Genomic DNA, 25,813 nt, shown 5'->3' with positions numbered 1-25,813 from the left:
GTGATATTTGATAAATTAAAAAATAACGAATTAATAATAATATTTTTATTGTATATTATCAATATAATAATATATATTATTCCTATGTTTAATTTTGGTTTTGTCTTTGTAATTATCTACACGTATTATTTGTTTTCACACAAGAAAAATAATAATATTAATTGGTATCAAGCTGCCGAATATGATAAGAATAGAAATGAAAGTTATTTAAAATTTATTAATATGTTTGTTGATGTACCTATTAATGTAGTAAAAATATCTCGAAGAAAATATTTTGATGTATTTCTTCCTAAGTTAAATGTTAATAATTTTAATGTTAGTAATTCTTATAACTATTACTATATTCGTTCTTTTTTTAGACAGGAGAATACTATATTTTTAGTGTTGAGATTGTTAGCTTTAGCTTTGTTTGTTGTAATTAGTTTACATAATATATATGTTAGTATGTTTGTTATAATATCATATAATTATTTAGCTGTATTACAATTAATGGCTATATATAAAAAAATGAATTCAATATTGTGGTTTTATATAATACCAGTAGAAGATAATTTGAAGAAAATTAGTTTTAATAAATTAATTTCAAACATTTTATTAATTACTACTATTATATTAGTACTTGTGTCGATTGCTATTAACTTTAGTTTAATTAATTTATTATTAATTTTATTTACTATATTTGCAACTATTTTCTTCAATAAGTATTTTTTGAATAAGTTGTAAATATACTCGGTACTAGGAGGTGATAATTTGAAAAATATAGCTATAATAGGTGGTGGTATATCTGGTCTTAGTGTTGCGTATTTTTTGGATAAATTAGCTACTGTGAGATCTAAGAAAGTAAATATAAACTTAATAGAAAAAAATTCAGAATTTGCTCATGATAAGATTAGTAAATTTCAATATGGACAAGAGATATATGATAATGGTTGGCATAATTCTATATCAGGCAATAGTAGTTTATTTCAGGTTATGCTAGAGTTAGGACTTTATAAATATTTGATAAAAAGTAAATCTACATCAAAAGTTTTGTATACTAATAGTGGCTTAAAAGATTTTCCAGAAAAAATATTGTTCGGATATCCACTAGATAAAGGAAAGTTACTTAGTAATGATATTTTATCTTTGAAGGAAAAAATATCAGTCTTAGTTAAGTTGCATAAGAATAATAAATTATATAGTATAAATACATCAACTGTAGAAGATTTCTTTTTTAGTAAAATAAATAGTAATGTTTATGAGAAAATAATAGAGCCACTATTAACAAGCTATTATGGAAGTGATATATCTAAGCAAAGTTTTTCTTTGTTAATGCCAGAATTAGCCTTTGCAACAATTCAAAATTCTGATGTTGAAAATGTTGTTACAGAAATGTATAAAAATAAAATAGAGGACAATATCTTATCTGGTAGCGAATATAGATTGAAATTTACGCTTAGTTCTTTTTTGGAAAATTTAGAATCTTATTTTAGTAACAATGTTTTTGTAGATTTGAGCAAGGAAGTACAAAAAATTGAGAAAAAAGGTAACAAATATTTACTAACTATAGAAGGAAAGAAATATCATTATGACTATGTTATAGTTGCTGTAAAACATACAGAGTTTTTAAAATGGTTTGAAGATGATGTAAGATTGCAAAGATACTATAATGGCATAAAGTTTGTATCTAATATAGTAGCTACAATTATTTATGATAGGGAAAATTTACAACTTAATCCTGATATAGGAGAAATTATCTTTGATAAAAATCTAGATAAATATATAACTAATATAGAATATACAAGTAACAAATGGCCAGAAATAAAATCTCAGAATATACATATGGTCAGAGCTTATATTAAGCGACAAAATAAAGTTAATGAACTATTAAAAAAGACAGATACAGAAATAGTTAGTATAATAAGAGAAGAATTAGAAGATATTTACGGAAAAATTCAAGTAGAAGAAATATATATTACTAGAGTAGAAAACAACTATATGTATGCTGATATAAAATATAGTAAATATATTCACGAGATTGATGAATATTTATTAAAGAAATATAAAAATATGTACTTTATAGGTAATTCAAAAAAATCAATAAATTTTGAACAAACTATTCTAGAGGCAAAAGAAGTCGCACATAGAATAGTAGAAAATATAATATAATTGGAGGATATAAAATGAAATTTCAACTTAATGATAATATAGGGGTACAAGTAAAACAATTTTTTGTAGAAAGTAATAATGATACATCTTTATACAATTATGTAAAAAACAAAGGGTTATTTTCTGGTAAATTAGGAGAAGTTTATTTAAATTTACCATTTAATGATACTAAAGAAGCTTTTGTTGGATTAGGTCATGAAGATATTGTAACTATTGATAATTATAGGGAAGCTTATTGTAATTTACTAAAAAGATTAATAGATAATAAAGAGTATGAACTGACTATTTCTGTAGAGAATATAGAAACTTTAAAAGCTATAGTTGAAGGTCTATATCATGCTACTTATAAATTTGATAAATATAAAAGTAATAGAGTAGAGTTGCCAGAAATTATAGTAAATATAAATGCTAACTTTACAGAGAATGAATTTGTTGATGCTATAAAAGAAACAGAAGATGTTATGGACTCTGTATTTTTTGCTAGAAATTTAGTAAACGAGAGATCAGAATATTTGTATCCAGAAACATTGGCAAATATTGTTGTGGATAGTTTATCACCATTGGGTATAGATGTTGAAGTTTATGATGAAAAACAATGTGAAGAAATGGGATTAAAAGCTTTCTTATCTGTCGGTAGAGCTTCAGCTAGAAAACCAAGATTTATAGTTATGAAATATATGAATGATAGTGAATCTAATGAAGTTATAGGTTTTGTAGGTAAAGGAGTTACTTATGATACAGGAGGTTATTCGTTAAAACCTACTTCTGGTATGACTACTATGCACTGTGATATGGGTGGAGCAGGTAGTGTAATAGGTGCTATGCGTTTAATTGCTAAAAGAAAGTTAAAAGCTAATGTAGTAGCGGTAGTTGCAGCTTGTGAAAATATGATTAGTGGATCTTCATATAAACCGGGAGATGTAATATATTCGTTATCTGGCAAAACTATAGAGGTAGATAATACTGATGCTGAAGGTAGAATAACTTTAGCAGATTCAGTTTACTATGCTACAAATAAATTGAAAGTTAGCAAAATTATAGATCTTGCTACTCTTACTGGGGCTTGTGTTGTAGCTTTAGGAGAGTTTTATACAGGTTCTGTAACAAACAATCAACAATTCTTTGATGAATTAAAATGTGCAGCAGAAAATGCTGGAGAGAGAGTATGGCAAATGCCAGTAGATAATAGCTATAGAGCTTTAAATAAATCTAGCGTAGCAGATGTAAAAAATACAGGGGGACGCTACGGAGGAATGATTACTGCAGGATTATTTATAGAAAATTTTGTAGATAATAATATACCTTGGATTCATTTAGATATAGCTGGAACAGCATATCTTACAAAACCTGAGAAATATTTAGCTAGTGGAGCAACAGGAATACATGTAAAAACATTATTTAATTTATTAAATACAAAAAAATAATAAGAATTACAATTGAATTTATTAATAGACTGCTAATTAAACAATTAGCAGTCTTCTTTTAATATGGGGATTACTGGAGGTTTTTAATTTTAATTATTTGAAATGAAAATGAAAAAACATTAATGAAAATATTCAACTTAATGTTTTCATTAAAAATAATTTGTGTATCAATTTAAAAATATACAGCTAATATATTTTTGGTAAACAGTAACAGTTTGTAGTGTTTTTATAGCAATATTAGCCTAGAAATCATATATAACAGTTTGATAGTTTTAATACAGCACAATTCATTTCTTGTAACAGATACAAAATAAAAATAATGTATTTTCATTTTGTAAAACGATTGCAAAATGTATTTTTTTGTGCTAATATATAAATGTAAATAAAATACATAAAAAAATTAAGAAAGAAGGAGTAAAGGTTATGATTATAGGAGTACCAAAAGAAATTAAGAATAATGAAAGCAGAGTTTCTGCAATCCCTGGTGTAGTACAGGAATTAGTTCTTGATGGACATACTGTTTATGTAGAAAGAGGAGCAGGTGTTGCTTCTGGAATTTCTGATAGTGAGTACGAAGCTGTAGGAGCTGTACTGTTGGATTCAGCAGAAGAGGTATGGGGCAAAGCAGATGTAATATACAAAGTTAAAGAGCCTCTAAAAAGCGAGTACAAATACTTCAGAGAAGGACTTGTTATCTACACTTATCTACACTTAGCAGCTGAGCCTGAGTTGACTAAAGCTATGATAGATTCAAAAGTTGTTGGTATTGCATTTGAAACTGTTCAAGTAGGTAGAGGCTTACCATTACTTAGACCTATGAGTGAAGTTGCAGGAAGAATGGCAGTACAAGAGGGAGCTAGATTCTTGACTAAGCCTAACGGTGGAAAAGGTATATTGTTACCAGGTGTTCCAGGTGTTAACGTAGGAAATGTTGTAGTAGTGGGAGCAGGTGTTGCTGGTACTGCTGCAGCTAAAATAGCAGTAGGTATGGGAGCAAAAGTAACTATACTAGATGTTAATTTAGACAGATTAACAGAATTATCTCATATTTTTGGAAGAGATGTAGAAACGTTGTATTCTAACAAATTTAACATTGCTAACAGCGTTAAAAATGCTGACTTAGTAATTAGTACAGTTCTTATTCCAGGGGCTAAAGCACCAAAACTTATTACTAAAGATATGGTAAAAGAAATGGAAGAAGGAAGTGTTATAGTAGACGTGGCTATTGATCAAGGTGGATCAACAGAATATACAGAAAACAGAGCAACAACTCACTCAGAGCCAATATTTGTTGAAGAAGGAGTTCTTCATTATTCTGTAGCTAATATCCCAGGAGCTGTTGCTAGCACATCTTCATATGCTCTATGTAATGCTACATCAAGATATATAAGAAGTATTGCAAAATTTGGAGTAAAAGAAGCGTTGGTAAGACACCCTGAATTAGTCCCAGGAGTTAACGTAGCTAATGGTAAAGTTACTTACAAAGCTGTAGCAGAAGACTTAGGTTATGAATATGTTGCAGTAGAAGAAGCTCTGTAGTATAATAAAAAGGGGCGTATAAAAATAGTGACGCCCCTTTCTTTTAATTGACATAGAAACGTATTGATTTTAAAAATATATAGAGAGGTGATATCAAATGAGTATCTTTAGAAAAAAATCAATAGATGCCATATTGAGTGAAAGTGGCAAAAAAACACTCACCCCTACAATGAAAACAATAGATTTAATATTGTTTGGTATAAGTGCTATTGTTGGAGGAGGAATTTTAGTACTTACAGGAGTAGCATCATCAAAAGCAGGACCAGCTGTAGTATTTTCATTCTTAATAGCAGGTTTAGCGTGTGGACTAGCTGCACTTTGTTATGCAGAGATGGCGTCAGCAGTTCCTTCTAGTGGAAGTACATATACATATACGTATTTATCAATAGGAGAAATTGTAGCTCACAATGTTGGTTGGGTTCTTGTAGGAGGTTATTTACTAACTGCTGCAACAGTAGCTAATGGTTGGTCAGGTTATTTAAAAACTTTAGTTACAGGTCTTGGAATAAATATACCAGAGAAATTTACTAAGTTGCCTTCAGAAGGTGGATATGGAAATATTTCAGCTATATGTGTTGTATTATTAATTACATTTATTCTTTCAAAAGGAACTAGTAGTAGTAAAAATACTAACAATATTTTAGCAGCAGTTAAAATAAGTATAGTTTTACTATTTGTTATAGTTGGAGTTTTCTATGTTAGTCCAGAGAACTGGACTGCAAACTTTGCACCTACAGGATTTAAAGGAGTAATGTTAGGAGCAACTACAGTGTTCTTTGCCTATCTAGGATTTGATGCTATATCTACATCAGCAGAGGAAGCTATAAATCCACAAAAATCTCTTCCTAGAGCCATCATTATAACATTGTTAATTTGTACTGCTTTTTATATTGCTGTTTGTTTGGTTCTTACAGGTATGGTACCTTATCATAAATTAGGTATAGGTAATGCTTTAGCATTTGCACTTACTGAAGTTGGACAAACAAAAGCTGCAGGATTTATATCATTAGGAGCAGTAATAGGTCTGATGGCAGGGGTATTATCATTCATGTTCGCAGGAACAAGAATAGGTTATACTATGGCAAGAGATGGTTTATTACCAAAGTCATTAACAAAAACTAATAAAAATCAAGTTCCAGGTACTTTAACTTGGACATTAGGTATTGTAACAGCATTGTTATCAGGATTTTTACCGCTAGGACAACTAGCAGATTTAGCTAACGTTGCAGCAATTATATCATTTGCATTAGTTAGTTATTCAACTATAATATTTAGAAATACTAATCCAGATGCTAAGAGGGGATTTAGAGTGCCAGGGATGCCTATAGTTCCTATAATTTCTATAATTTTATTCGTAGCATTACTTGCAAGTATTTCATTAACCACTTGGTTAATTTTACTAGTATGGGTAGCAGTAGGTACAGTTATTTACTTTGCATACTCATATAAAAATAGTAAACTTAAATAATAAAGACACTTCATTTACATATTATATTTAATTTTTATTTTATTAATCTACTGTTTGCTAATCAATGATTGCAAATGGTAGATTTTTATGCTATAATTATAGTCGGGCACTCAATGATTGAGAACATAAGAGTGAATTTATTAATTATTCCCCTATATCTTTTGATATAGGGGAATTTTGATTTTATTAATTTTTATTTTAATTAATATATAGAGTTTTTTATAATAAAACAATCTTTAGTATTTATTAATATAAAATACTTCCAAAATTTCATGTAAAATTGTAGTTAAAGGAGAAATAAAATGACTAAGTATATTTTTGTAACTGGTGGAGTTGTTTCATCGTTAGGTAAAGGTATTGTTGCAGCATCTGTAGGACGTGTTTTAAAAAATAGAGGATTAAATGTTACTCTACAAAAATTTGATCCTTATTTGAATGTTGATCCAGGGACTATGAGTCCTTATCAACATGGAGAAGTTTTTGTTACAGAAGATGGAGCAGAAACTGATTTAGATTTAGGTCATTACGAAAGGTTTATAGATGTTAATTTAGGTCAATACTCTAATGTAACAGCGGGAAGAGTTTATTCAACTATAATAGAAAAAGAAAGACGTGGTGATTACTTGGGAGGAACAGTGCAAGTAATTCCACACGTAACAAATGAAATAAAATCAAGAGTTTTATTAGCTGGAGAATCTAGTGATGCTGATATAGTTATAACAGAAATAGGTGGAACAACAGGAGATATTGAATCTCTACCATTTTTAGAAGCTATACGTCAGATTAGAAGTGATTTAGGAAGAGAAAATGTTTGTTACATACATTGTACGCTACTCCCTTACATAAAAGCTGCAGGAGAAATGAAGACAAAGCCTACACAACAATCTGTAAAAGAATTACGAGGATTAGGAATTCAACCAGATATAATTGTAGTTAGAAATGAAAAGCCACTGACAGATGAACTAAGATCGAAAATTTCGTTGTTCTGTGATACTCCTAAAGGAAATGTTATTGAGAGTAGAGATGTTAATAATTTATATGAAATTCCTCTTAATATGAAGAAGCAACGTATAGATGAGATATTATTAAAACATTTTAATCTAGAAACTACTAAAAAAGCAGATATGAAAGAATGGCAAGCATTAGTAGATAAAGTAAACAATTTAGAGAAAGAAGTTAACATAGCTTTGGTAGGTAAATATGTAGAATTACATGATGCGTATATTTCTGTAGCAGAATCTTTAAAACACGCTGGGTATAATAATAATGCTAAGATAAATATTTCGTGGATACAATCTGAGGATATAACAGAAGAAAATGTAGAAGAGTATTTGTCTGGTTATGATGGTATTTTAGTTCCTGGTGGATTTGGCGATAGAGGTGTTGAAGGTAAAATAACTACGATAAAATACGCACGTATTAATAAAGTACCATTTTTAGGTATTTGTTTAGGGATGCAACTTGCCACAGTAGAATTTGCTAGAAATGTTTGTAATTTAAATGGAGCTCATTCTTCGGAACTAGATCCAAACACTCCATATCCTATAATAAGTTTATTACCAGATCAAGAAAATGTGTCTGATATGGGAGGTACTTTACGTTTAGGAAGTTATCCTTGTAAATTATTATCTGGAACAAAAGCACGTAAGGAATATGGAGAAGAATTAATATCTGAGAGACATCGTCATAGATATGAATTTAATAATAGCTATAGAGCTATTTTAGAGGAGAAAGGATTAGTGTTATCTGGAACTAGTCCAGATAACAGATTGGTAGAAATAGTAGAGTTAAAAGATCATCCTTGGTTTGTAGCTTCACAGTATCATCCTGAATTTAAATCGCGTCCAGAAAAACCACATCCATTATTTAATGGTTTTATACGTTCAAGTATAGAAAGTAAAAATTCATAATGAACTTAAACAATATTATAGATGAATTATATAGCAATAGAAATGCTTCTCAATCGGATAGTATGAAGGCGTATATGAAAAATCAATTTGAATTTTTAGGTATTCGTGCTCCTCTAAGAAATAAAATTTGGAGTAATTATTTTAGAGAAGCAAAGAAAACAAAATTAGTTGATTGGGATTTTGTAAATAAGTGTTGGGAATTGCCATATCGAGAGTTTCAATACACAGCAGCGTACTATTTAAGAAATATGCAAGATTTTTTAGATGATAAAGATATTATTAAAATAAAAAATTTGATTTTAAAAAAATCTTGGTGGGATACTATTGATACTTTGGATAAAATCGTTGGTCATATCTCTTATAAATACCCTGAAGTTGTTACAACTATTATTGAATGGAGTACATCTGATAATATTTGGCTGAGAAGAGTAGCTATTAATCATCAACTACTAAGAAAAAGCAAAACAGATACAGAATTGTTAGAAAAAATTTTAGTAAATAATTTTGGAACTAATGAATTTTTTATTAATAAAGCTATAGGATGGGCGTTAAGAGATTATTCAAAAACTAATCCTAAGTGGGTAGAAGATTTTTTGCATAAATATAGAAATGAAATGTCTAACCTTAGTATTAAAGAAGCGAGTAAATATTTACAAAAGAAAGCCTAGTTGTAAAGCTAGGCTTTTTAATAAAAAAGTGAAAAATTAATTGTTTATTATTATTTTAGTGAGGAAAAAATTTATGGATAAGAGTTCTTTAAGAAAAATAATATTAAATAAAAGAAATCTATTAAGTAGTAATTATATAGAGAATAGTTCTAAAATAATATTTGAAAAAATAGAAAAGTTAGTTGAATTTAAGAAGGCTAATTCAATATTTATTTATTTGAGTTTTGGAAGTGAGGTAATTACTGATTATTTTATAAATGACTATATTGACAAGAAAGATATTTTTGTTCCTAAAATAGTAGGAGATGATATGAAGTTAGTTCGTATCACTAGAAATACTAATTTTTCAAAAAATAAATTTGGTATTTTGGAACCTAATAATGATGATTTCTATGATGGTATTGTAGATTTAGTAATTACTCCTTCTTTGGTGTTTGATAAATCTGGTTATAGATTAGGCTATGGAAAAGGATATTATGATAAGTATTTTTCTTTGAATAAATATAAGTATTCCATAGGAGTCTGTTTCAATGAGATTATTGTTTCAAAAGTTCCTAGAGAATATCATGATGTTAAGGTTAATAGATTGGTTACTGAATCTTTAGATAAAGTATTTAAAAATTTTGTTGTTACTACAAGTGTAAAAATTACAGATGATTTGAGAGAAAAAGCTCAAAGTATAGCTACTTATTTTGATATCGATTATTTAGAAAGAAAAAAATTGACTATTAAAGAGATACTAAAATTGTATGAAAATGTACTAGTGGTATATAAAGATAATATAATATTTATAGACAATGATAATAATAAATTATTCTTTCATTTAGATACTGCTATGATAAGAATTAAAAATAACAATGAACCATTAATAGAAATAATTTCAGAAAAAGAGCAAAGCATTTTAGATTTAACAATGGGACTTGCTAGGGATAGTATTGTTTTAAGTTATTATGGTCATAATGTTACATCATTAGAAGAAAATGAAATAATTTATTTCTTAGTTAAAGATGGATTGGAAAATTTTTCTTCGGGTATTAATGAGATAGATAAAGCCCTTAGAAAAATAAAAGTCTATAATATTAATAATTTAACTTTCTTAAAAGAGTGTGAAGATAATAGTTATGACGTAGTATACGCTGATCCTATGTTTGATATAAAAATAAAAGAATCAACTAATTTATCCACTTTAGAAAAATTAGCGAGTCAAGATAGAATTAGTGAAGAATTATTTGCAGAGATGACTAGGGTTGCAAGAAAAAAAGTAATTATAAAAGCACATAATCTTGATCCTGTGTTTGATAAGTTTAATTTAATTAAGTATAAAAGAGCAGGAGCAAAATTTAGTTTTGGAATTTTAGAGTTATAGGGGGATATATGTATAAATATTTATTATTTGATTTAGATAATACATTATTGGACTTTGATTTGGCGGAAGATAAAGCTTTAAATATGCTATTAAAAGAACAAAATGTAGATAATATTGAAGAATTTAAAGAAAAATATACATCTATAAATAAGCAGTTATGGCATCAGTTAGATAATAAAGAAATTAGTAGAGAATTTTTGATTAATAATAGATTTAGAAAATTATTTTCTTGTTTTGATATAGAAGTAGATGGGAAACACCTTGCTAAACGTTATGAATATTTTTTGAGTATGCAAGGTTATTATCTAGAAGGCGCAGTACAATTACTGGATAAATTGAAAGATAATTATGAAATATATGCAGCTACTAATGGCTTTTATAATATTCAAACAAATAGATTGGAAAACTCATCTTTGCAAAAATATTTTAAAGAAGTCTTTATTTCAGAAGTTTTTGATGTTCAAAAACCAGATAAACGTTTTTTTGAAATTGCTTCAAGTAAGATACCGAATTTTGAAAAGGAAAAAGCACTAATGATTGGAGATAATATTTTTGCTGATATTCAAGGAGCAAAAAATTTCGGAATTGATAGTGTTTGGTGTAATTTTAAAAATATTGAAAATAATACAGGTATATTAGCAACTTATGAAGTGAAAAATTATGATGAGTTATTAGAATTATTGACAAACAGTAATAATTAAAAAAGGTAGTTTATTGATATAGTCAAAATATTAAAACAAATATTTTGACTATATTTTATTTAGAAGTTATAGTATATCTTTATAATACATATTATTTAAAGGAGATAAAACTAGAAATGATAAAATTGGTTGAAATATATTTGATAACAAATAATAACGGATTAGAAGCTGTAGAGTTTTATAAAGATGCTTTTGGAGCTAAGGTAATAACTTGCACGACTTTTGGAGAGGCTATGGAAAATGTTCCTGATAACATGAAAAATTATTTGCTAAATGCATCTTTAGATATAAATGGCATTCGTATTCAAATATCAGATAACGGTAATGAGCATCCATATATAGTAGGTACTAATATGACTGCTTGTGTACAAGTAGATAATGTAGAGGATGCTAAAAATATTTTCTCAAAATTATCACTAGATGCGCAGGCTATTAATATGGAAATTACTGAAACTCCTTGGAGTCCAGCTTATGGTATTGTAGTAGATAAATTTGGTATGACTTGGCAAATAAATACAGATATTCCAGGTTTTGTATCGGAAAATGTTAAATTTTAGTAATACATTTATTTAATTTTGCTATGACAATATTTAAAAATAAAGATAACGATATATTTATATTATCGTTATCTTTATTTTTTTATTTCAAACTCAAGTTGTTTTGATCTTGATGATAGTATTTTAAAGTTATTGTTAGTAATTTCTGTGAGCCAGTTTAAAAATAGCTCCTCCTCATCTTCTATTACAAAAATAGTATAAGTTACTTTTTCACTATAAGTTTTATTGTTTACTATGAAATTGGTTTTTAGAATTTCATATTCTATTTTATCATTTAAACTATAATCTAAGTCTATATTGAATTCTATGGCATTCTTTTTTTCCACAAGTGTAGCTTTTTTTAAACAGTTAATAATACCTCCAGAATAAGCTCTTACTAAACCACCTGTTCCTAGCTTAGTTCCTCCAAAATATCGAATAACAATAGCACAAACATTTTTTATGTTATTTTTTGTTAAAACATCCAACATAGGAGTACCAGCAGTACCACTAGGTTCACCATCGTCGTTAGCTCTAGTTATTTCGTTATTATTTCCTATAACATATGCAGAGCAGACGTGGGCTGCATCGTAGTATTTTTTCTTGTTTTCTTGTATAAAACTTCTTGCATCTTCTTCTGAGTTTATTCTTATGATTTTAGTGATAAATGTAGACTTTTTCTCTATAAAGGTATCATCAATATTTTCTTTTATTGTAATAAATGGTGTCATAATTTATTCCTTAATTTAATTATATTTATTTTATATCAATATTATTAATCAAATATATATTATTGTCAATATTAATGTTTAAAAATAATTTGTTTGCTAAGTTTTAATAAATAGTATATAATTAGATTATAATATGTTGTGTATAACAATATATTACAATAATAATGTATTTTATATTTCACTAATAAAGGGGAGTTAATAATGGCAAAAATAAAAATAATAACAGATTCAACTAGTGATTTATCTATTGAAGAAATTGAAAGATATGATGTAGAAGTAGTACCTATGACTGTAACTATAGATGGAGAAGAATTTATAGATATGGATAATAAAGAATATATTTATAAAATGCGAACTGCAAAACAATTTTTTACTAGTCAACCGTCGGTAGGTAAATTTTTAGAAATATATAAAAAGTGGACTGAATTAGGTTATAAAGTTATATCTATTCATGTATCTAGTGTTCTTAGTGGGACTTACAGTACAGCTCATTCTGCTTCTAAAGAATTTGATGGAGTTTATGTTATAGATACAAAGACTGCGTCTAGAGGAATAAAGTATGTTATAGAAAATTGCTATAATTATATTTTGGAAGGTGTAGAAATATTAGAGATAATTAAAAGACTTAATAAAAAAACTAAAGATATTTTAACTTATGTTACTATAGATAAGTTGGATAATTTAGTTAGAGGTGGTAGGATAAAGAAAACATCTGGTCTAATAGGAGGAATATTAAATTTGAAAATTCTAACTAAACTTTGTGAAGAAGAGTTAATGGTTGTAGATAAAGTTAGAGGTAAGAAGAAATTAGTTCAAGCACTAATTAAAACGATTTTAATTGATATTAAAGATAGGACTGTAAAACAAATAAGTTTAGTTGATACTATATCAGATGAGTATATAAAAGAAATAAGAGAAGCTATTTATGATAATGTGGGTTATTTAATTCCAGATAATAATATTAGAACTACTACCCCTGCTGTATCTACCCACGCAGGAGAAGGATCGGTGGGAGTTATAATAGAATTACATGAACAGTAAGTAAATAATTTATTTTGAATTCTTTTTGTCATATGACAAAAAGAATTTTTTATTTATTAATATAATTATAAAATATAAAATAAAAGAGTAATGTTGCAAAGAGAATAAATTTGCCTAAAGAGAAAAAATAATCGTTTAGAAAATATTTTTCATATTTATAATCTTTGTTGTAACAAGGTTTTTAATGGGTTATATTGTTTTGCGTTAAAAATTAATGTATAAATCTATTTACTTCATCAGAAAAATAATTTATAATTATTTTTGTAAAGATACATTTTTTACAAAATAAATTTAGAAATAAGGAGAAATATGATGAGAAATAAATTTTTATCAATATTAGTTTCAGTAGTAGCTGTTTTATTAATTGTTTCTGGGTGTAGTAAAAAAAATACTGGAGAAAATAATAGTAATACTGGAAATAAAAAAATTCATATTGTCACTACAACTACTATGTTGAAGGACTTAATAGAAAATATCGGTGGAGATAAGATAGAAGTAGAAGGACTTATGGGAGAAGGAGTCGATCCACATCTATACAAACCTACTGCATCTGACGTAGAGAAGTTAAAGAAAGCTGATGTTATTATATATCAAGGATTGCATCTTGAAGGGAAAATGGAATCTATATTTTCTGAATTAAAAGATAAAAAGATTATTAATGCTAGTGATGGAATATCGAAAGATAAAATCAAGTTAGAGGAAAATGGAACGCCTGATCCGCACATTTGGTTTGATATAGATATTTGGAAAGAAGTAGGGGATAATATACAAAATAAACTTTCTGAATTTTATACTGATAATAAAGATGCATTTAAGAGTAATTATGATAGTTATAAAAAAGAACTAGATAATCTTGACAAATATGTCAAAATGAGAGCAGAAGAATTATCAAAAGAACAAAGAGCTTTAGTAACCGCTCATGATGCTTTTAGTTATTTTGCTAATAGATATGGTTTTGACGTTTTAGCAATTCAAGGAGTAAGTACAGAAGCTGAAGCCACTACGTCTGATATTGAAAACTTAGCTAAAGAAATTACAGATAGAAAAATAAAAGCTATTTTTGTGGAATCATCGGTGCCAGAAAAAACTATTAAATCATTACAAGAAGCTGTAAAATCTAAAGGTCATGAAATAACTATAGGTGGAGAATTGTATTCTGATTCATTAGGGGACAAAGCAAACAATAGTGAAACTTATATAAAAACAGTTAAAGCTAATATAGATACAATAGTTAATGCTTTAAAATAGTATATTTAAAAAGTCCAGCGTACTTTGCTGGACTTTTATAAATATGTTGGAAATTCTATATTTGATTTATAATAATTTTGATGATATTATTTTATAAAGAGAAAGGAGTATTAATATTATGATAAAAGATTTAGGACAAGTTATGTTATATGTTAAAGATCAGGATAAAGCAGCTGATTTTTGGAAAAATAAAGTTGGATTTGAAAAAGTAGTACGAGTAGATAATATTATGGGAGGTTATTCTTATGAAGTAGCTCCTAAATTAAATGGAGCTACTGAGTTTGTATTACACGATATAGAGCAAGTAAGAAAGATGAGTCCAGAAATTAATTTAGGAACACCATCTATTTTAATGGCTACAGATAACATAGAAGAAACTTACAATAAATTATTAGCTAATGGTGTTAATGTTAATGAAATAGTTAGTTTCGGAGATATTAAAGTTTTTAATTTTTCTGATGATGAAGGAAATTATTTTGCTGTAAGAGAAGTTTAATAAATATTTTATGGATAAGATTAACGGTAATAAAAGTGTTTAATCAATAGAAATATTGATAAAATGCTTTTTTTATGCTATTATATTTGAATGAATATATATGGAGGATATTATGTCAAAAATAACCAGAGAACAAATTGAACATATTGCACACCTTGCAAGATTAGAAATAAAAGAGAATGAAATTGAAGGATTTGTTGAAAAAATGGAACAAGTAGTAACATTGGTAGAAAATCTTTCAGTAGTTAATACAGATGATATAAAACCTACTTACCATGTTTTAGATTTAGTAAATGTCTTCCGTGAGGATGTTGCAAAGTCTGGTCTTGATAGAGATGAAGTTTTAAAAAATGCTTATGAACAAGAAGCAGGACAATTTAAAGTACCAACTATTATTGAATAAGTAGACGAGGAGAATTTTGATGGATTTAATATACAAATCGATAGAAAGTTTAGAAAAACAACTAATAAACAAAGAAATTAAACCTTCTGAATTAGTTAATGCTTCACTTGAAAGAATTAAAAATACAGATGAAAAAGTAGGATCATTTATAACTGTTACAGAAGAATTGGCATTAAATAAAGCGAAAGAATTAGATGACAAACAATCTAGAGGAGAAATATCAGGTAGTTTATTCGGAATACCTATGGGTATCAAAGATAATATAGTAACTAAAGGTATAGAAACTACATGTGCTTCAAAAATATTACAAGGATTTAGTCCTATTTACGATGCTACAGTAATGCAAAAGTTAAATTCTGAAAATCCTGTTTTGATAGGAAAGTTAAATATGGACGAATTTGCTATGGGAGGATCAACAGAAACTTCATATTATAAAGTTACAAGAAATCCGCATGACTTGAATGCTGTACCTGGTGGTTCTAGTGGAGGAAGTGCTTCAGCAGTAGCAGCAGGACAAGTTCATTTTAGTTTAGGTAGTGACACTGGAGGGTCAGTTCGTCAGCCTGCTTCTTACTGTGGAGTTGTTGGGCTAAAACCTACCTATGGACGTGTATCTCGTTTTGGTTTGGTTGCTTTTGCATCCTCACTTGATCAGATTGGACCTATGACAAGAACAGTTAAAGACAATGCTAGAGTTTTAGAAGTTATTTCTGGTGTTGATAGTAATGATATGACTAGTGCACCTATATCAGTTCCAAAGTTTAGTGAAATTATAACTGGTGATATTAAAGGAATGAAAATAGCATTACCAAAAGAATATTTTGGAGAAGGTGTAGATGAAGATGTTAAAAGTAGTGTTTTAGAAGGAGTTAAATGGCTAGAAAGTCAAGGAGCATTAGTAGAGGAAGTTTCGCTACCTAATGTATCTTATGGTATAGAAACTTACTATATAATTGCGTCTGCAGAGGCTAGTTCTAATCTTTCACGTTTTGACGGCATACGTTACGGTTATAGAAGTGAAAATGCTACTAACTTAGAAGAGGTTTATAAAAAAACTCGAGGAGAAGGATTTGGAGCAGAAGTTAAAAAACGTATTATGCTAGGAACATATGTTCTTTCATCTGGATATTATGATGCTTACTACAAGAAAGCTCAAAAAGTGAGAACATTAATAAAAGAAGATTTTGATAGAGTATTTGCAGAATATGATGTTGTGATTGGTCCTACATCTCCTACAGTAGCTTTTGGTTTAGGTGAGAAATCTAAAAGCGGTGTTACGATGTATACTAATGACTTGTTGACTATACCTGTTAATATGGCGGGACTGCCTGCTATAAGTATACCTTGTGGTATGAAAGGAAATAGACCTATAGGTATGCAAATAATAGGTAAACCATTTGCAGAATCTACTATTTATGATGTAGCTTATGCATTTGAGCAACACTACAACTTACAAGATAAAAAAATAGAACTATAAATATATTAGGAGATAATTATGCATTTTGAAACAGTAATCGGGCTTGAAGTCCACGTAGAATTAAAAACAGATTCAAAAATATTTTCTTCATCTCCAGCGCATTTTGGAGCAGAACCTAATACTAATACAAGTGTAATAGACCTAGGATATCCAGGAGTATTACCAGTAGTAAATAAACGTGCTGTTGAATGGGGAATGAAAGCTGCAATGGCTCTTAATATGACTGTAGCTAAAGAATCAAAATTTGATAGAAAAAATTATTTTTATCCAGATAATCCAAAGGCATATCAAATATCACAATTTGACCAACCTATTGGAGAAAATGGTTGGATAGATATAGAAGTGAATGGTGAAACAAAAAGAATAGGTATTACACGTGCACATTTAGAAGAAGACGCAGGGAAACTTACTCATAAAAATGGATATTCTTTGGTAGATTTGAATCGACAAGGGACACCGCTTATAGAGATAGTATCTGAGCCTGATATTAGAACACCAGAAGAAGCGTATGCTTATTTAGAAAAATTGCGTTCTATTATTCAGTACATAGAAGTTTCTGACGTTAAAATGGAAGAAGGATCTATGCGTTGTGATGCTAATATATCAATAAGACCGTATGGGCAAACTGAATTTGGAACAAAGACAGAATTAAAAAACTTAAACTCATTTACATTTGTTAAAAAAGGGTTAGAGTTTGAAGAAAAACGTCAAGAGCAAGTAATTTTATCTGGCGGAGAAATAAAGCAAGAAACTCGTAGATTTGATGAGACTACTGGAACAACAAAACTTATGCGAGTAAAAGAAGGTTCAGACGACTATAGATATTTCCCAGAACCAGATATTGTACCTATGATAATATCAGATGAATGGATGGAAGAAGTAAGAAAAACTATTCCAGAGTTACCAGATGCTAGGAGAAAAAGATATCAAGAAGAATTAGGATTACCCGCATATGATGCTCACGTATTAACTTTAACTAAAGAGATGTCTGATATGTTTGAAGAAACAGTAAAATTAGGAGCAGATCCTAAATTGGCTTCTAACTACTTAATGGTTGATGTTAATGCATATTTAAATAAAGAACAAAAAGAATTAAGTGATACTAAATTAACTGGAGAATCTTTAGCAGGAATGATTAATCTAATTACTGATGGAACAATCTCTAGTAAAATAGCAAAAAAAGTATTCCAAGAACTTATAGAGAATGGTGGAGATGCTAAAGAAATAGTAAAAGCTAAAGGATTAGTACAAGTTTCAGATACAAATCAACTTAGCGCATGGGTAACAGAAGCATTGGATAACAATCCACAATCTATAGAAGATTACAAGAATGGAAAAGATAGAGCTATAGGATTCTTAGTTGGACAAATAATGAAAGCATCTAAGGGTCAAGCTAATCCACAAATGATAAACAAAATGTTATTAGAAGAAATATCTAAAAGATAATAAAACATAATTTAATTTTTAAAATATACAGTAAAATAAAAACAGTCTATCTACAAAGACTGTTTTTATTTTAAAAATTATTAACTATTTTGGATAAGATAAGTAAATTGTGTTATAATTATTATAATTATACGATAAAAAGGGGTACTATATAAATTTATGGATATGTTGTTTAAATTGTTAGCAGAACATGTATATTTAATATTATTTGTTTCGCTAATATTAGAATTTGTTGCGTTACCTATTCCTGGAGAAACTATGATGGCTGTTGCAGGAGTTATGGGATATTCTGGTCATGCAAACTATTTTCTTATGATATTGTCAGGTTCTTTAGGTACTATAATAGGGATGCAATTATCATATGAAGTAGGTCGTAGATTAGGGAGAAAAGCTATTGATAAATACGGCTCTTATATAGGTCTTACTAAACCTAGAATGAATCAAGCTACAAAGTTTTTTAATAAATATGGACCTATAGTTATTTTTATAGCTTATTATTTGCCAGGTGTTCGTCATATTTTGGGGTATTTTTCTGGTATATCCAAAGTAGATGCAAAAAAATTCCATATTTATTCAACTGTTGGTGGGATATTGTGGGTTTTTACGTTTATTACAATGGGCTATATTTTAGGTCCTAGTTGGAAATATGTATTTCATATAATTCATAAATATGGAGTTATATTATTTTTAGTAGCACTAATAGCTTTGATAATATTTTTAATTTATAAAAAATTAGGGAAAAAAGATTTTTTAATAGAGTTGAAAATACAAGCTAAATATTTAACACCTATAGTATTATTGATTGTAATAGTAGCAGGATTTATTGTAAATAAATTAGGTAACAATATGAAAGCAATAGATAATGTTATTTATACAGCTCTCGGTTTATTATTGGCTATTGTACTATTTTTGTACATAAAATTGAATTTGAAAAATAGAACGACAGATAATTTGTTGGTAGTTGTTGACTATCAAGTTGATTTTGTTGATGGTTCCTTAGGATTTTCAGAAGCTAAAGATATAGAAGATAATATAGAAGATAAAATAAAAGATTATTTGTCTAAAGAGCAAGATATAGTATTCACCCTAGATACCCATGATGAAGGATATTTAGAAACTAGAGAAGGAAAACATATTCCTATTGAGCATTGCTTAAGAGATAGTAATGGTCACAAAATATATGGTAAGATAGATAATTATAAAGGTAGTGCTAAGAGAATTTTTGAAAAAGATACTTTCGGTAGCTTAGAGTTAGCTAGGTTTATATCTAGGAGTGATTATAAGAAAGTAGAGTTTGTAGGTTTAGTATCCAATATATGTGTTTTAAGTAATATAATTTTAGTTCAGAATTATAATAAAAATATCGATATAATTGTAGACTTAAATTCTACATTAAGTGGTGATAAAGAAATTAACGACACGTTACATATCTATTTAAAATCTTTAGGGGTTAAAGTTAAATAAAAATATATAAAAGTAGACTCATACAATATTACTTAGTGTGAGTCTATTTAATTTTTATATTATTGTTATACGTAGATAAATTTGTTATGTAAAAAAATAGAGTGTACAACACATATGTTGATATATTGTAGATATAAAAAATATTTTTCCATCAGATAGAAGAACTAATATATAGTGAAAAATATAATGTATATAAATAAAACATTATAAAATTGTCCGATTTATAGATGATACTAGGAAATGATTTGTAAAATATTATATTTTCAGAAACTAAAAAATTGATTTTCGTTACTGTTAAATATTATAATATTTAGGTACAGAATATTATAAAGGGAGTAGTTAATAATGCTTATAAATCAATTGAAAGAATTGGCTAATCATAATATAAATGCTCTTGTAGCAGTGTGTATATGGATTTTAACGGTTTACATTTTCTATTCTTTATTAAATCAAACTAGGGAAAATTTCAAGCAACAAATGCTACATCATTTGAAAAATTATAGGTTGCAACTTGAAGATAAAAATAAAGAGATAAAAGAAAAAAACATAAGAATTAATAAATTAGAAAATATGATTATTACTAGTTCAAAAGGAGGTAAGAAGAAATGAATATTTTAGTTTATTTTACTATCCTTATTATAATTACAATTCCGTATATATATTTTAAGAAAAGAAGTTTGCAAACTTTAGTAGAGTGTAACTTTTTAAATATATTGTATACAGCCAGATTTAATAAGATGAATATAGATTATTTGGAGAATGATTATCCGAATTTTCATAGTATAATCAGTAATATGTATAATGTCACCAATAAAAATATTACTTTTGAGAAATTAGAACAATCTAGTATAAAATTGTCTGATAATATAATAGATGATGTCAATAAGGAATTAAGGCATATTATAAAATATGGGACTAGTATGGATAGAAGTATATTGAGATGGTATTTGAGTTTGAATTGTCATATGCATGTATTTAGAAATCCTTATAAAATTTTATGTTTAAAACTTGTTTTCAAATTTTTACCAAAGCATAAAATAGCTGAAGTAAAAAGAGAAAAATGTAAAAAAATAAATAAAATAAATTTTTGCTTAGTATAGTAAAATTAAATAAATGTAAGAAGTCAACTATGTAATAGTTGACTTCTATCTATGGAGATAAAACATGATATAAAATAAATTTCCATTAACACAATTATAATAGCTAAATATTTAGGATATAGTTTTTTATTTTAGATGACTTGAAATTTCTTATTATGTAATCATTTATCTTATAAAAATTATTATTAGAAGTTTTTTTTATAAAATGTTAATTTTAAAAATTAAGTTCATACAGCTTGGTATTTTATAATTTATTTTGGTATAAAATATACCTTGACAATTAATTAAAAACAATATATAATTATCTATATTCTGAAATATGGCGGCTGTGGCGAAGTGGTTAACGCATCGGATTGTGGTTCCGACATTCGCGGGTTCGATTCCCGTCAGCCGCCCCATTAAAAATGTTTTATGGCGGCTTAGCCAAGTGGTAAGGCACGGGTCTGCAAAACCTTGATCACCGGTTCAAATCCGGTAGCCGCCTTATTAATAATGTCAAAAGTACTCAATATAAGAGATATAATCTTATATTGAGTACTTTTTATTTATATCATATATTATCATATTTCCTTAACTTTAAAATAAAAATTTATGTAAAAAAATATTGTTAAATAAATAGTGAATATATTTACAAAAGTTATGTGATTTTTTAATATTATATGATATAATAATTTCGTAAATGATAGCGATATTATTTACAAAAAAATAAGACAAATTAGGAGGGAATTTGTGTGAAAAAATTATTAAGTATCATAGTAAGTTTATGTTTAATCTTTGTGCTAGCTTCTTGTTCTAATAATAAAAAAGAAGAAAAAGTTATAAAGATGGGGTTTGTTCCTTTAAATAATAGTGAAACATTAATAGAGGACGTTAAACCAATAGCAGATGCTTTAGGGAAAAAACTAGGAGTAAAAATTGAAGCATATACTGCTAGTAACTATATAGGATTTGTTGAAGGAATAGGTAGTGGTAGTGTAGACTTTGGATTTATGCCACCTTTCGCATATTTATTAGCGAAAGAACAACAAGCAAAACCTATACTAACAGCTAAAGGTAAAACAGGAGAACCAGGCTATTATTCTTATTTATATACAAGAAAAGATGCAGGTATAAACTCTTTGGAAGATGTAAGAGGTAAAAAAGTAGCATTTGTAGATCCTAGTTCAACTTCAGGTTATATTTATCCAGGAGCTATGTTAGTAAAAGAAGGGTTATCTTTGGAAAATGATGTCACTACACAATTTACAGGGGGGCACGATAAAAGCTTGCAACTTTTAGTTAATGGTGATGTCGATGTTATTGGATCTTATGATAGAATAGTTGAACGATATGAAAAAGAATTTCCTAGTGCCAAAGAAAATGTAGTAGTTTTAAAACAGTCTAATCTTATTCCAGGAATAACTATAGTAGCATCTAATTCTTTAGATGAAGAAACTCAAAAAAAATTAAAAGAAGCATTTAAAGAATTAGAAAATGACAAAGAAACTATGGAATTGTTTACTAAGTTATTTAATATAACAGGATTTACAGATGTAAATGAAGATTATTACAAAGAAGTAGAAGAAACTGCTAAAATAATGAATGTAGACTTGAAGAAAGTTAAATAATTCACATATATTTCACTATAATAAATATATTAATAAAAAAAAGTAATTAGATTAATCTAATTACTTTTTTTTACGAAGATACCAAAAGGCTTACCTAACGGTAAAAATTCATATTTGAAATGTGCATTTAAAACATTTGCTGCAAAACCATAGAAAGCAGCGATAGATATTAATAATTCACTATATGCAGCTAGTAAGTGCATTGCGTGTTCTGCAATTCCAAATGTAGATAAGCTAAGTCCTATAAAAAGAAAATCTATTAAGACAAATATAATAAACAGTACTTTATTTGTTTCTACTGCCGCAATAGTCATAAATAGTGTAAATACTAAATATCCTAAAAATGCAAAAGCTAGTTGTTTTACATCTGAATTTTTTGCAAGAGTACTACCAAAAACACCATTTTGTATAAGCCAAGTTGCTCCTACACCGAACCAAAACAAAGCATAAGCTCCAAATGCTGTTGCTCCGAATGTATTTTGCTTTCTTGCATCGTGTATACAAGCAAAAAGTTGTGCAAAACCACCTAAAAATATAGCCCAAGGTATAACTAATGATACTCCTGAAGTAAGACCTAATTTTTGAGATGATGCAACTAATGTTACCATAGCTAATCCAAATAAACCTAATGCTGAAGGATCGGCAGTAGCAATTTTTATTTGTTTGTTTTCCATAAAAACCTCCGTTATTATAATGTTACATTCGGTATTAGACTATCAAAAAAGTATTGATTTGTCAATGATAACTATGATTGAAAATATTGAAAAAAACTATTGAATTAACTATAATTATATTAAGAATCCTAATTTTTAAGAACTTTATAGGAGAGTATGATGGACTACATTAAATTTATAAAATTGGCAATAGGAACTATGTTGGCGATAATTCTAGCGAGATATCTTCATTTGAATAATGCATATTCAGCGGGAATAATAACTTTAATAAGTATTGCTGATACTAGAAAAACCACCTTAAAAATAGCATATCAAAGAATAATTTCTTTGTTGTTAGTTTTATTTATAGGTATAACAATTTTTTATTATGTTGGATATAATTTATTGTCATTTATTTTAATATTGATTATATTTATACCTATTTCTATGAAATTTGAAATTATGATAGGCCTTGTTCCTAGTTTAGTTCTTCTAGGTCATATTTTTGAATTGCAAAAAATATCAAAAGATATTGTATTGAATGAAATATATTTAATGTTAATCTCCGTAATAATAGCAAGTATTTTAAATTTATATATGCCGTCTAAAGAAAATGAAATCATCTTGTATAAAAATAAAATTGAAAATCAAATTAAGACAATTTTATATATTTTTTATTTTAAACTTACGCCTTCAGAAAAAAGATTTTCATTTATAAAAGAAAAATTACCTAAAGAAAATTTATCTTATATATTTGATAGCCTAAACACAGACATAGAAAAAATGGCAAGTATTATTTCTGTTGAAGAGGATAACAAACTTTTTAAGTATAAAGGATATGATAAACAATATTTAATTACTAGAATGAAGCAATATAATACGTTAAAGTATATGTATTCAAGTATAGAATTGATTAAAATTGATAGAAAAGAAAGTGAAAAATTAGCTGCTCTATTTTATTTAACGGCGGAGCAAGTATCGGAATTTAATTCTTGTGAATATATTTTGAAAGATTTAGCAGTATTAACTGAAAATTATAGAAAAGGAGAGTTACCAAAAAATAGAGATGAATTTGAGGATAGAGCAATTTTATATAGATTGCTAACAGATTTCAAAAGATTTTTAGAAATTAAAAATACATTTGTAAAATTAAATTCTAAATAGTAATTGTTATAATTTTAATCATATAAAAAAGGATAGTTAATTTATTAGCTATCCTTTTTTATCCAATATCTTTCTGTCATAATATTATTATCTGTTGGATCTGTTATTATATTTTCTAGTATTCCTCCACAAGATATGATAAGTTTTTTAGAGGCAATATTATTTTCATTACAAGTTATAAGAACTTTATTTAATCCTAATTCATTGAAAGCATAATCTAAGCAGTTTTTCAGCAATAATTTTCCATAACCTTGATTGCGAAATTTCTTGTTAATACTGTAGCCGATATGCCCTCCAAAATTAAATAGATAATCATTTAACTCATGGCGTAGATTAATAATTCCAATTATTTCTGTATTATTAGTTAGTACAAAAGTATGAGCAGTTACAAAATTTTTATTGGGAATAGTTTTGTAACTCTTGAATAGAGGCTGATTTTTAAGCCATACAAGTGAGTCAGTTTTTTCCAATCCCGATGCTCCATGTATTGACTCTTCATCTTTTAAAAATGAATTTTTATAATCTTCTACCATTTTTAAATCATTGATGTTTAATTCTCTAAATAACATACTTTACCTCCACCTAAATTATTTTTAATTAATTTTACCATTAACTGCTTTGTTTTTCAAGGCATTGTATTATGTTTAATTTAATTATTTTTCAACTAATTTGAAAAAATATATTGACAAAACAAAATAAAGACTATATAATAGTCAAAGTCTTCTTAAGAGATAAAGATTTGAAAAACAACTAAAAAAAGTTCAAAAAAATATTGACAAAAGAAAAAGAAGATGATAGAATATTAAAAGTCTTGACGAGAGACGAACAATAACTATCAAAAAATAATAAAATGTTAAGAAAAACTCTTGACAAAAAATTATGTAAATGATAGAATAGATAAAGTCTTCAAAAGACAAAACTTAATAATAAACAAAATGCGGGTGTAGTTTAGTGGTAAAACCTCAGTCTTCCAAACTGATGTTGTGAGTTCGATTCTCATCACCCGCTCCATTATTGAAAAAAACTTGAACATTGAAAACTAAACGAATAAAGTCAACGTTAATTCCGAGAAAAGAAGTTGAAGAGAAGACAACTAAAAAAAACTTTTCAAGAGCAAATCAAGCGAGACAAAGAAATTTGGAGAGTTTGATCCTGGCTCAGGACGAACGCTGGCGGCGTGCCTAATACATGCAAGTCGAGCGAAGATATGTAAGTACTTGTAC

24 protein-coding genes, 3 tRNA genes and 1 rRNA gene are annotated in these 25,813 nt (G+C 27.6%); 25 read left to right on the top strand and 3 right to left on the bottom strand.

What is annotated here, in order from left to right; all coding sequences use genetic code 11:
* The 10 genes from HZY83_RS02690 to HZY83_RS02640 form a co-directional block, all read left to right on the top strand.
* On the top strand, nt 1-723 hold a 723-nt coding region (locus HZY83_RS02690), incomplete at its 5' end, for an ABC transporter permease (RefSeq protein ID WP_179942535.1).
* Nucleotides 724-750: 27 nt separating this feature from the next.
* A complete protein-coding gene (hemG, locus tag HZY83_RS02685) occupies nt 751-2,148 on the top strand; it encodes a protoporphyrinogen oxidase (RefSeq protein ID WP_179942534.1) in 1,398 nt (465 codons plus the stop codon).
* A gap of 14 nt (nt 2,149-2,162) precedes the next feature.
* Nucleotides 2,163-3,572: a leucyl aminopeptidase gene (locus HZY83_RS02680; protein WP_179942533.1), complete on the top strand. Its 1,410-nt coding sequence runs from the start codon at nt 2,163-2,165 to the stop codon at nt 3,570-3,572.
* Between the two features lie 423 nt (nt 3,573-3,995).
* Nucleotides 3,996-5,111 (top strand): alanine dehydrogenase, encoded by a 1,116-nt coding sequence (gene ald / locus HZY83_RS02675; protein ID WP_179942532.1) that lies wholly within the window; start codon nt 3,996-3,998, stop codon nt 5,109-5,111.
* 97 nt (nt 5,112-5,208) lie between these two features.
* Entirely contained in the window at nt 5,209-6,579 is a 1,371-nt protein-coding gene (locus HZY83_RS02670) for an amino acid permease (RefSeq protein ID WP_179942531.1), read from the top strand.
* A gap of 302 nt (nt 6,580-6,881) precedes the next feature.
* Nucleotides 6,882-8,489 carry a CTP synthase gene (locus tag HZY83_RS02665; RefSeq protein ID WP_179942530.1) on the top strand — a complete coding sequence of 536 codons (1,608 nt, stop codon included), beginning with the start codon at nt 6,882-6,884 and terminating at the stop codon, nt 8,487-8,489.
* Entirely contained in the window at nt 8,489-9,157 is a 669-nt protein-coding gene (locus tag HZY83_RS02660) for a DNA alkylation repair protein (RefSeq protein ID WP_179942529.1), read from the top strand. The genes HZY83_RS02665 and HZY83_RS02660 overlap by 1 nt, the downstream gene beginning before the upstream one ends.
* A 73-nt stretch (nt 9,158-9,230) precedes the next feature.
* The gene (locus tag HZY83_RS08400) at nt 9,231-10,523 is read left to right on the top strand and encodes a 5-formyltetrahydrofolate cyclo-ligase (RefSeq protein ID WP_228098446.1); all 1,293 of its coding nucleotides are present in this window, start codon (nt 9,231-9,233) and stop codon (nt 10,521-10,523) included.
* A gap of 8 nt (nt 10,524-10,531) precedes the next feature.
* Nucleotides 10,532-11,224, top strand: a complete 693-nt coding sequence (locus tag HZY83_RS02645) for a YjjG family noncanonical pyrimidine nucleotidase (RefSeq protein ID WP_179942528.1) — start codon at nt 10,532-10,534, stop codon at nt 11,222-11,224.
* 116 nt (nt 11,225-11,340) lie between these two features.
* Nucleotides 11,341-11,781, top strand: a complete 441-nt coding sequence (locus HZY83_RS02640) for a VOC family protein (RefSeq protein ID WP_179942527.1) — start codon at nt 11,341-11,343, stop codon at nt 11,779-11,781.
* Nucleotides 11,782-11,855: 74 nt separating this feature from the next.
* On the opposite strand, the gene HZY83_RS02635 is transcribed toward HZY83_RS02640, so the two are convergent.
* A complete protein-coding gene (locus HZY83_RS02635) occupies nt 11,856-12,491 on the bottom strand; it encodes a YigZ family protein (RefSeq protein WP_218925316.1) in 636 nt (211 codons plus the stop codon).
* Nucleotides 12,492-12,692: 201 nt separating this feature from the next.
* On the opposite strand from HZY83_RS02635, the gene HZY83_RS02630 reads away from it, so the two are divergent.
* From HZY83_RS02630 to HZY83_RS02575, 12 genes are all read left to right on the top strand, one after another.
* Nucleotides 12,693-13,532, top strand: a complete 840-nt coding sequence (locus HZY83_RS02630) for a DegV family protein (RefSeq protein WP_179942526.1) — start codon at nt 12,693-12,695, stop codon at nt 13,530-13,532.
* Nucleotides 13,533-13,844: 312 nt separating this feature from the next.
* Nucleotides 13,845-14,780 carry a metal ABC transporter solute-binding protein, Zn/Mn family gene (locus HZY83_RS02625; protein WP_179942525.1) on the top strand — a complete coding sequence of 312 codons (936 nt, stop codon included), beginning with the start codon at nt 13,845-13,847 and terminating at the stop codon, nt 14,778-14,780.
* Nucleotides 14,781-14,898: 118 nt separating this feature from the next.
* Entirely contained in the window at nt 14,899-15,276 is a 378-nt protein-coding gene (locus HZY83_RS02620; protein ID WP_179942524.1) for a VOC family protein, read from the top strand.
* 112 nt (nt 15,277-15,388) lie between these two features.
* Nucleotides 15,389-15,679 (top strand): Asp-tRNA(Asn)/Glu-tRNA(Gln) amidotransferase subunit GatC, encoded by a 291-nt coding sequence (gene gatC / locus HZY83_RS02615; protein ID WP_179942523.1) that lies wholly within the window; start codon nt 15,389-15,391, stop codon nt 15,677-15,679.
* A gap of 19 nt (nt 15,680-15,698) precedes the next feature.
* Nucleotides 15,699-17,156 carry an Asp-tRNA(Asn)/Glu-tRNA(Gln) amidotransferase subunit GatA gene (gene gatA / locus HZY83_RS02610; RefSeq protein ID WP_179942522.1) on the top strand — a complete coding sequence of 486 codons (1,458 nt, stop codon included), beginning with the start codon at nt 15,699-15,701 and terminating at the stop codon, nt 17,154-17,156.
* A gap of 18 nt (nt 17,157-17,174) precedes the next feature.
* Entirely contained in the window at nt 17,175-18,602 is a 1,428-nt protein-coding gene (gene gatB, locus HZY83_RS02605; protein WP_179942521.1) for an Asp-tRNA(Asn)/Glu-tRNA(Gln) amidotransferase subunit GatB, read from the top strand.
* Nucleotides 18,603-18,761: 159 nt separating this feature from the next.
* Nucleotides 18,762-20,066, top strand: a complete 1,305-nt coding sequence (locus HZY83_RS02600; protein WP_179942520.1) for an isochorismatase family protein — start codon at nt 18,762-18,764, stop codon at nt 20,064-20,066.
* A gap of 345 nt (nt 20,067-20,411) precedes the next feature.
* A complete protein-coding gene (locus HZY83_RS02595) occupies nt 20,412-20,675 on the top strand; it encodes a hypothetical protein (RefSeq protein ID WP_179942519.1) in 264 nt (87 codons plus the stop codon).
* Nucleotides 20,672-21,166: a hypothetical protein gene (locus HZY83_RS02590; protein WP_179942518.1), complete on the top strand. Its 495-nt coding sequence runs from the start codon at nt 20,672-20,674 to the stop codon at nt 21,164-21,166. Before HZY83_RS02595 ends, HZY83_RS02590 begins: the two co-directional genes overlap by 4 nt.
* A 322-nt stretch (nt 21,167-21,488) precedes the next feature.
* Nucleotides 21,489-21,564 (top strand) — tRNA-His (locus HZY83_RS02585).
* A gap of 15 nt (nt 21,565-21,579) precedes the next feature.
* Nucleotides 21,580-21,650, top strand: a tRNA-Cys gene (locus tag HZY83_RS02580).
* Between the two features lie 247 nt (nt 21,651-21,897).
* Entirely contained in the window at nt 21,898-22,773 is an 876-nt protein-coding gene (locus tag HZY83_RS02575) for a phosphate/phosphite/phosphonate ABC transporter substrate-binding protein (RefSeq protein ID WP_179942517.1), read from the top strand.
* 56 nt (nt 22,774-22,829) lie between these two features.
* Here the strand turns inward: HZY83_RS02575 and HZY83_RS02570 are convergent, their stop codons facing one another.
* Entirely contained in the window at nt 22,830-23,447 is a 618-nt protein-coding gene (locus tag HZY83_RS02570) for an acetate uptake transporter (RefSeq protein ID WP_179942516.1), read from the bottom strand.
* A 159-nt stretch (nt 23,448-23,606) separates the two neighbouring features.
* Between HZY83_RS02570 and HZY83_RS02565 the strand changes: the two genes are divergently transcribed.
* Nucleotides 23,607-24,590 carry an aromatic acid exporter family protein gene (locus HZY83_RS02565; RefSeq protein WP_179942515.1) on the top strand — a complete coding sequence of 328 codons (984 nt, stop codon included), beginning with the start codon at nt 23,607-23,609 and terminating at the stop codon, nt 24,588-24,590.
* A gap of 44 nt (nt 24,591-24,634) precedes the next feature.
* Here the strand turns inward: HZY83_RS02565 and HZY83_RS02560 are convergent, their stop codons facing one another.
* Nucleotides 24,635-25,159, bottom strand: coding sequence for a GNAT family N-acetyltransferase (locus tag HZY83_RS02560; RefSeq protein WP_179942514.1), 525 nt, complete (start codon nt 25,157-25,159; stop codon nt 24,635-24,637).
* 368 nt (nt 25,160-25,527) lie between these two features.
* Between HZY83_RS02560 and HZY83_RS02555 the strand changes: the two genes are divergently transcribed.
* Nucleotides 25,528-25,601: transfer RNA gene (locus tag HZY83_RS02555), tRNA-Gly, on the top strand.
* Nucleotides 25,602-25,724: 123 nt separating this feature from the next.
* Nucleotides 25,725-25,813 (top strand): 16S ribosomal RNA (locus HZY83_RS02550); the annotation flags it as partial.

This window comes from Gemella sp. GH3, from assembly GCF_013415425.1.
Classification (GTDB): domain Bacteria; phylum Bacillota; class Bacilli; order Staphylococcales; family Gemellaceae; genus Gemelliphila.
The sequence above is the reverse complement of the archived record's forward strand: the minus strand, read 5'-3'. Positions and strand labels throughout refer to the sequence as shown.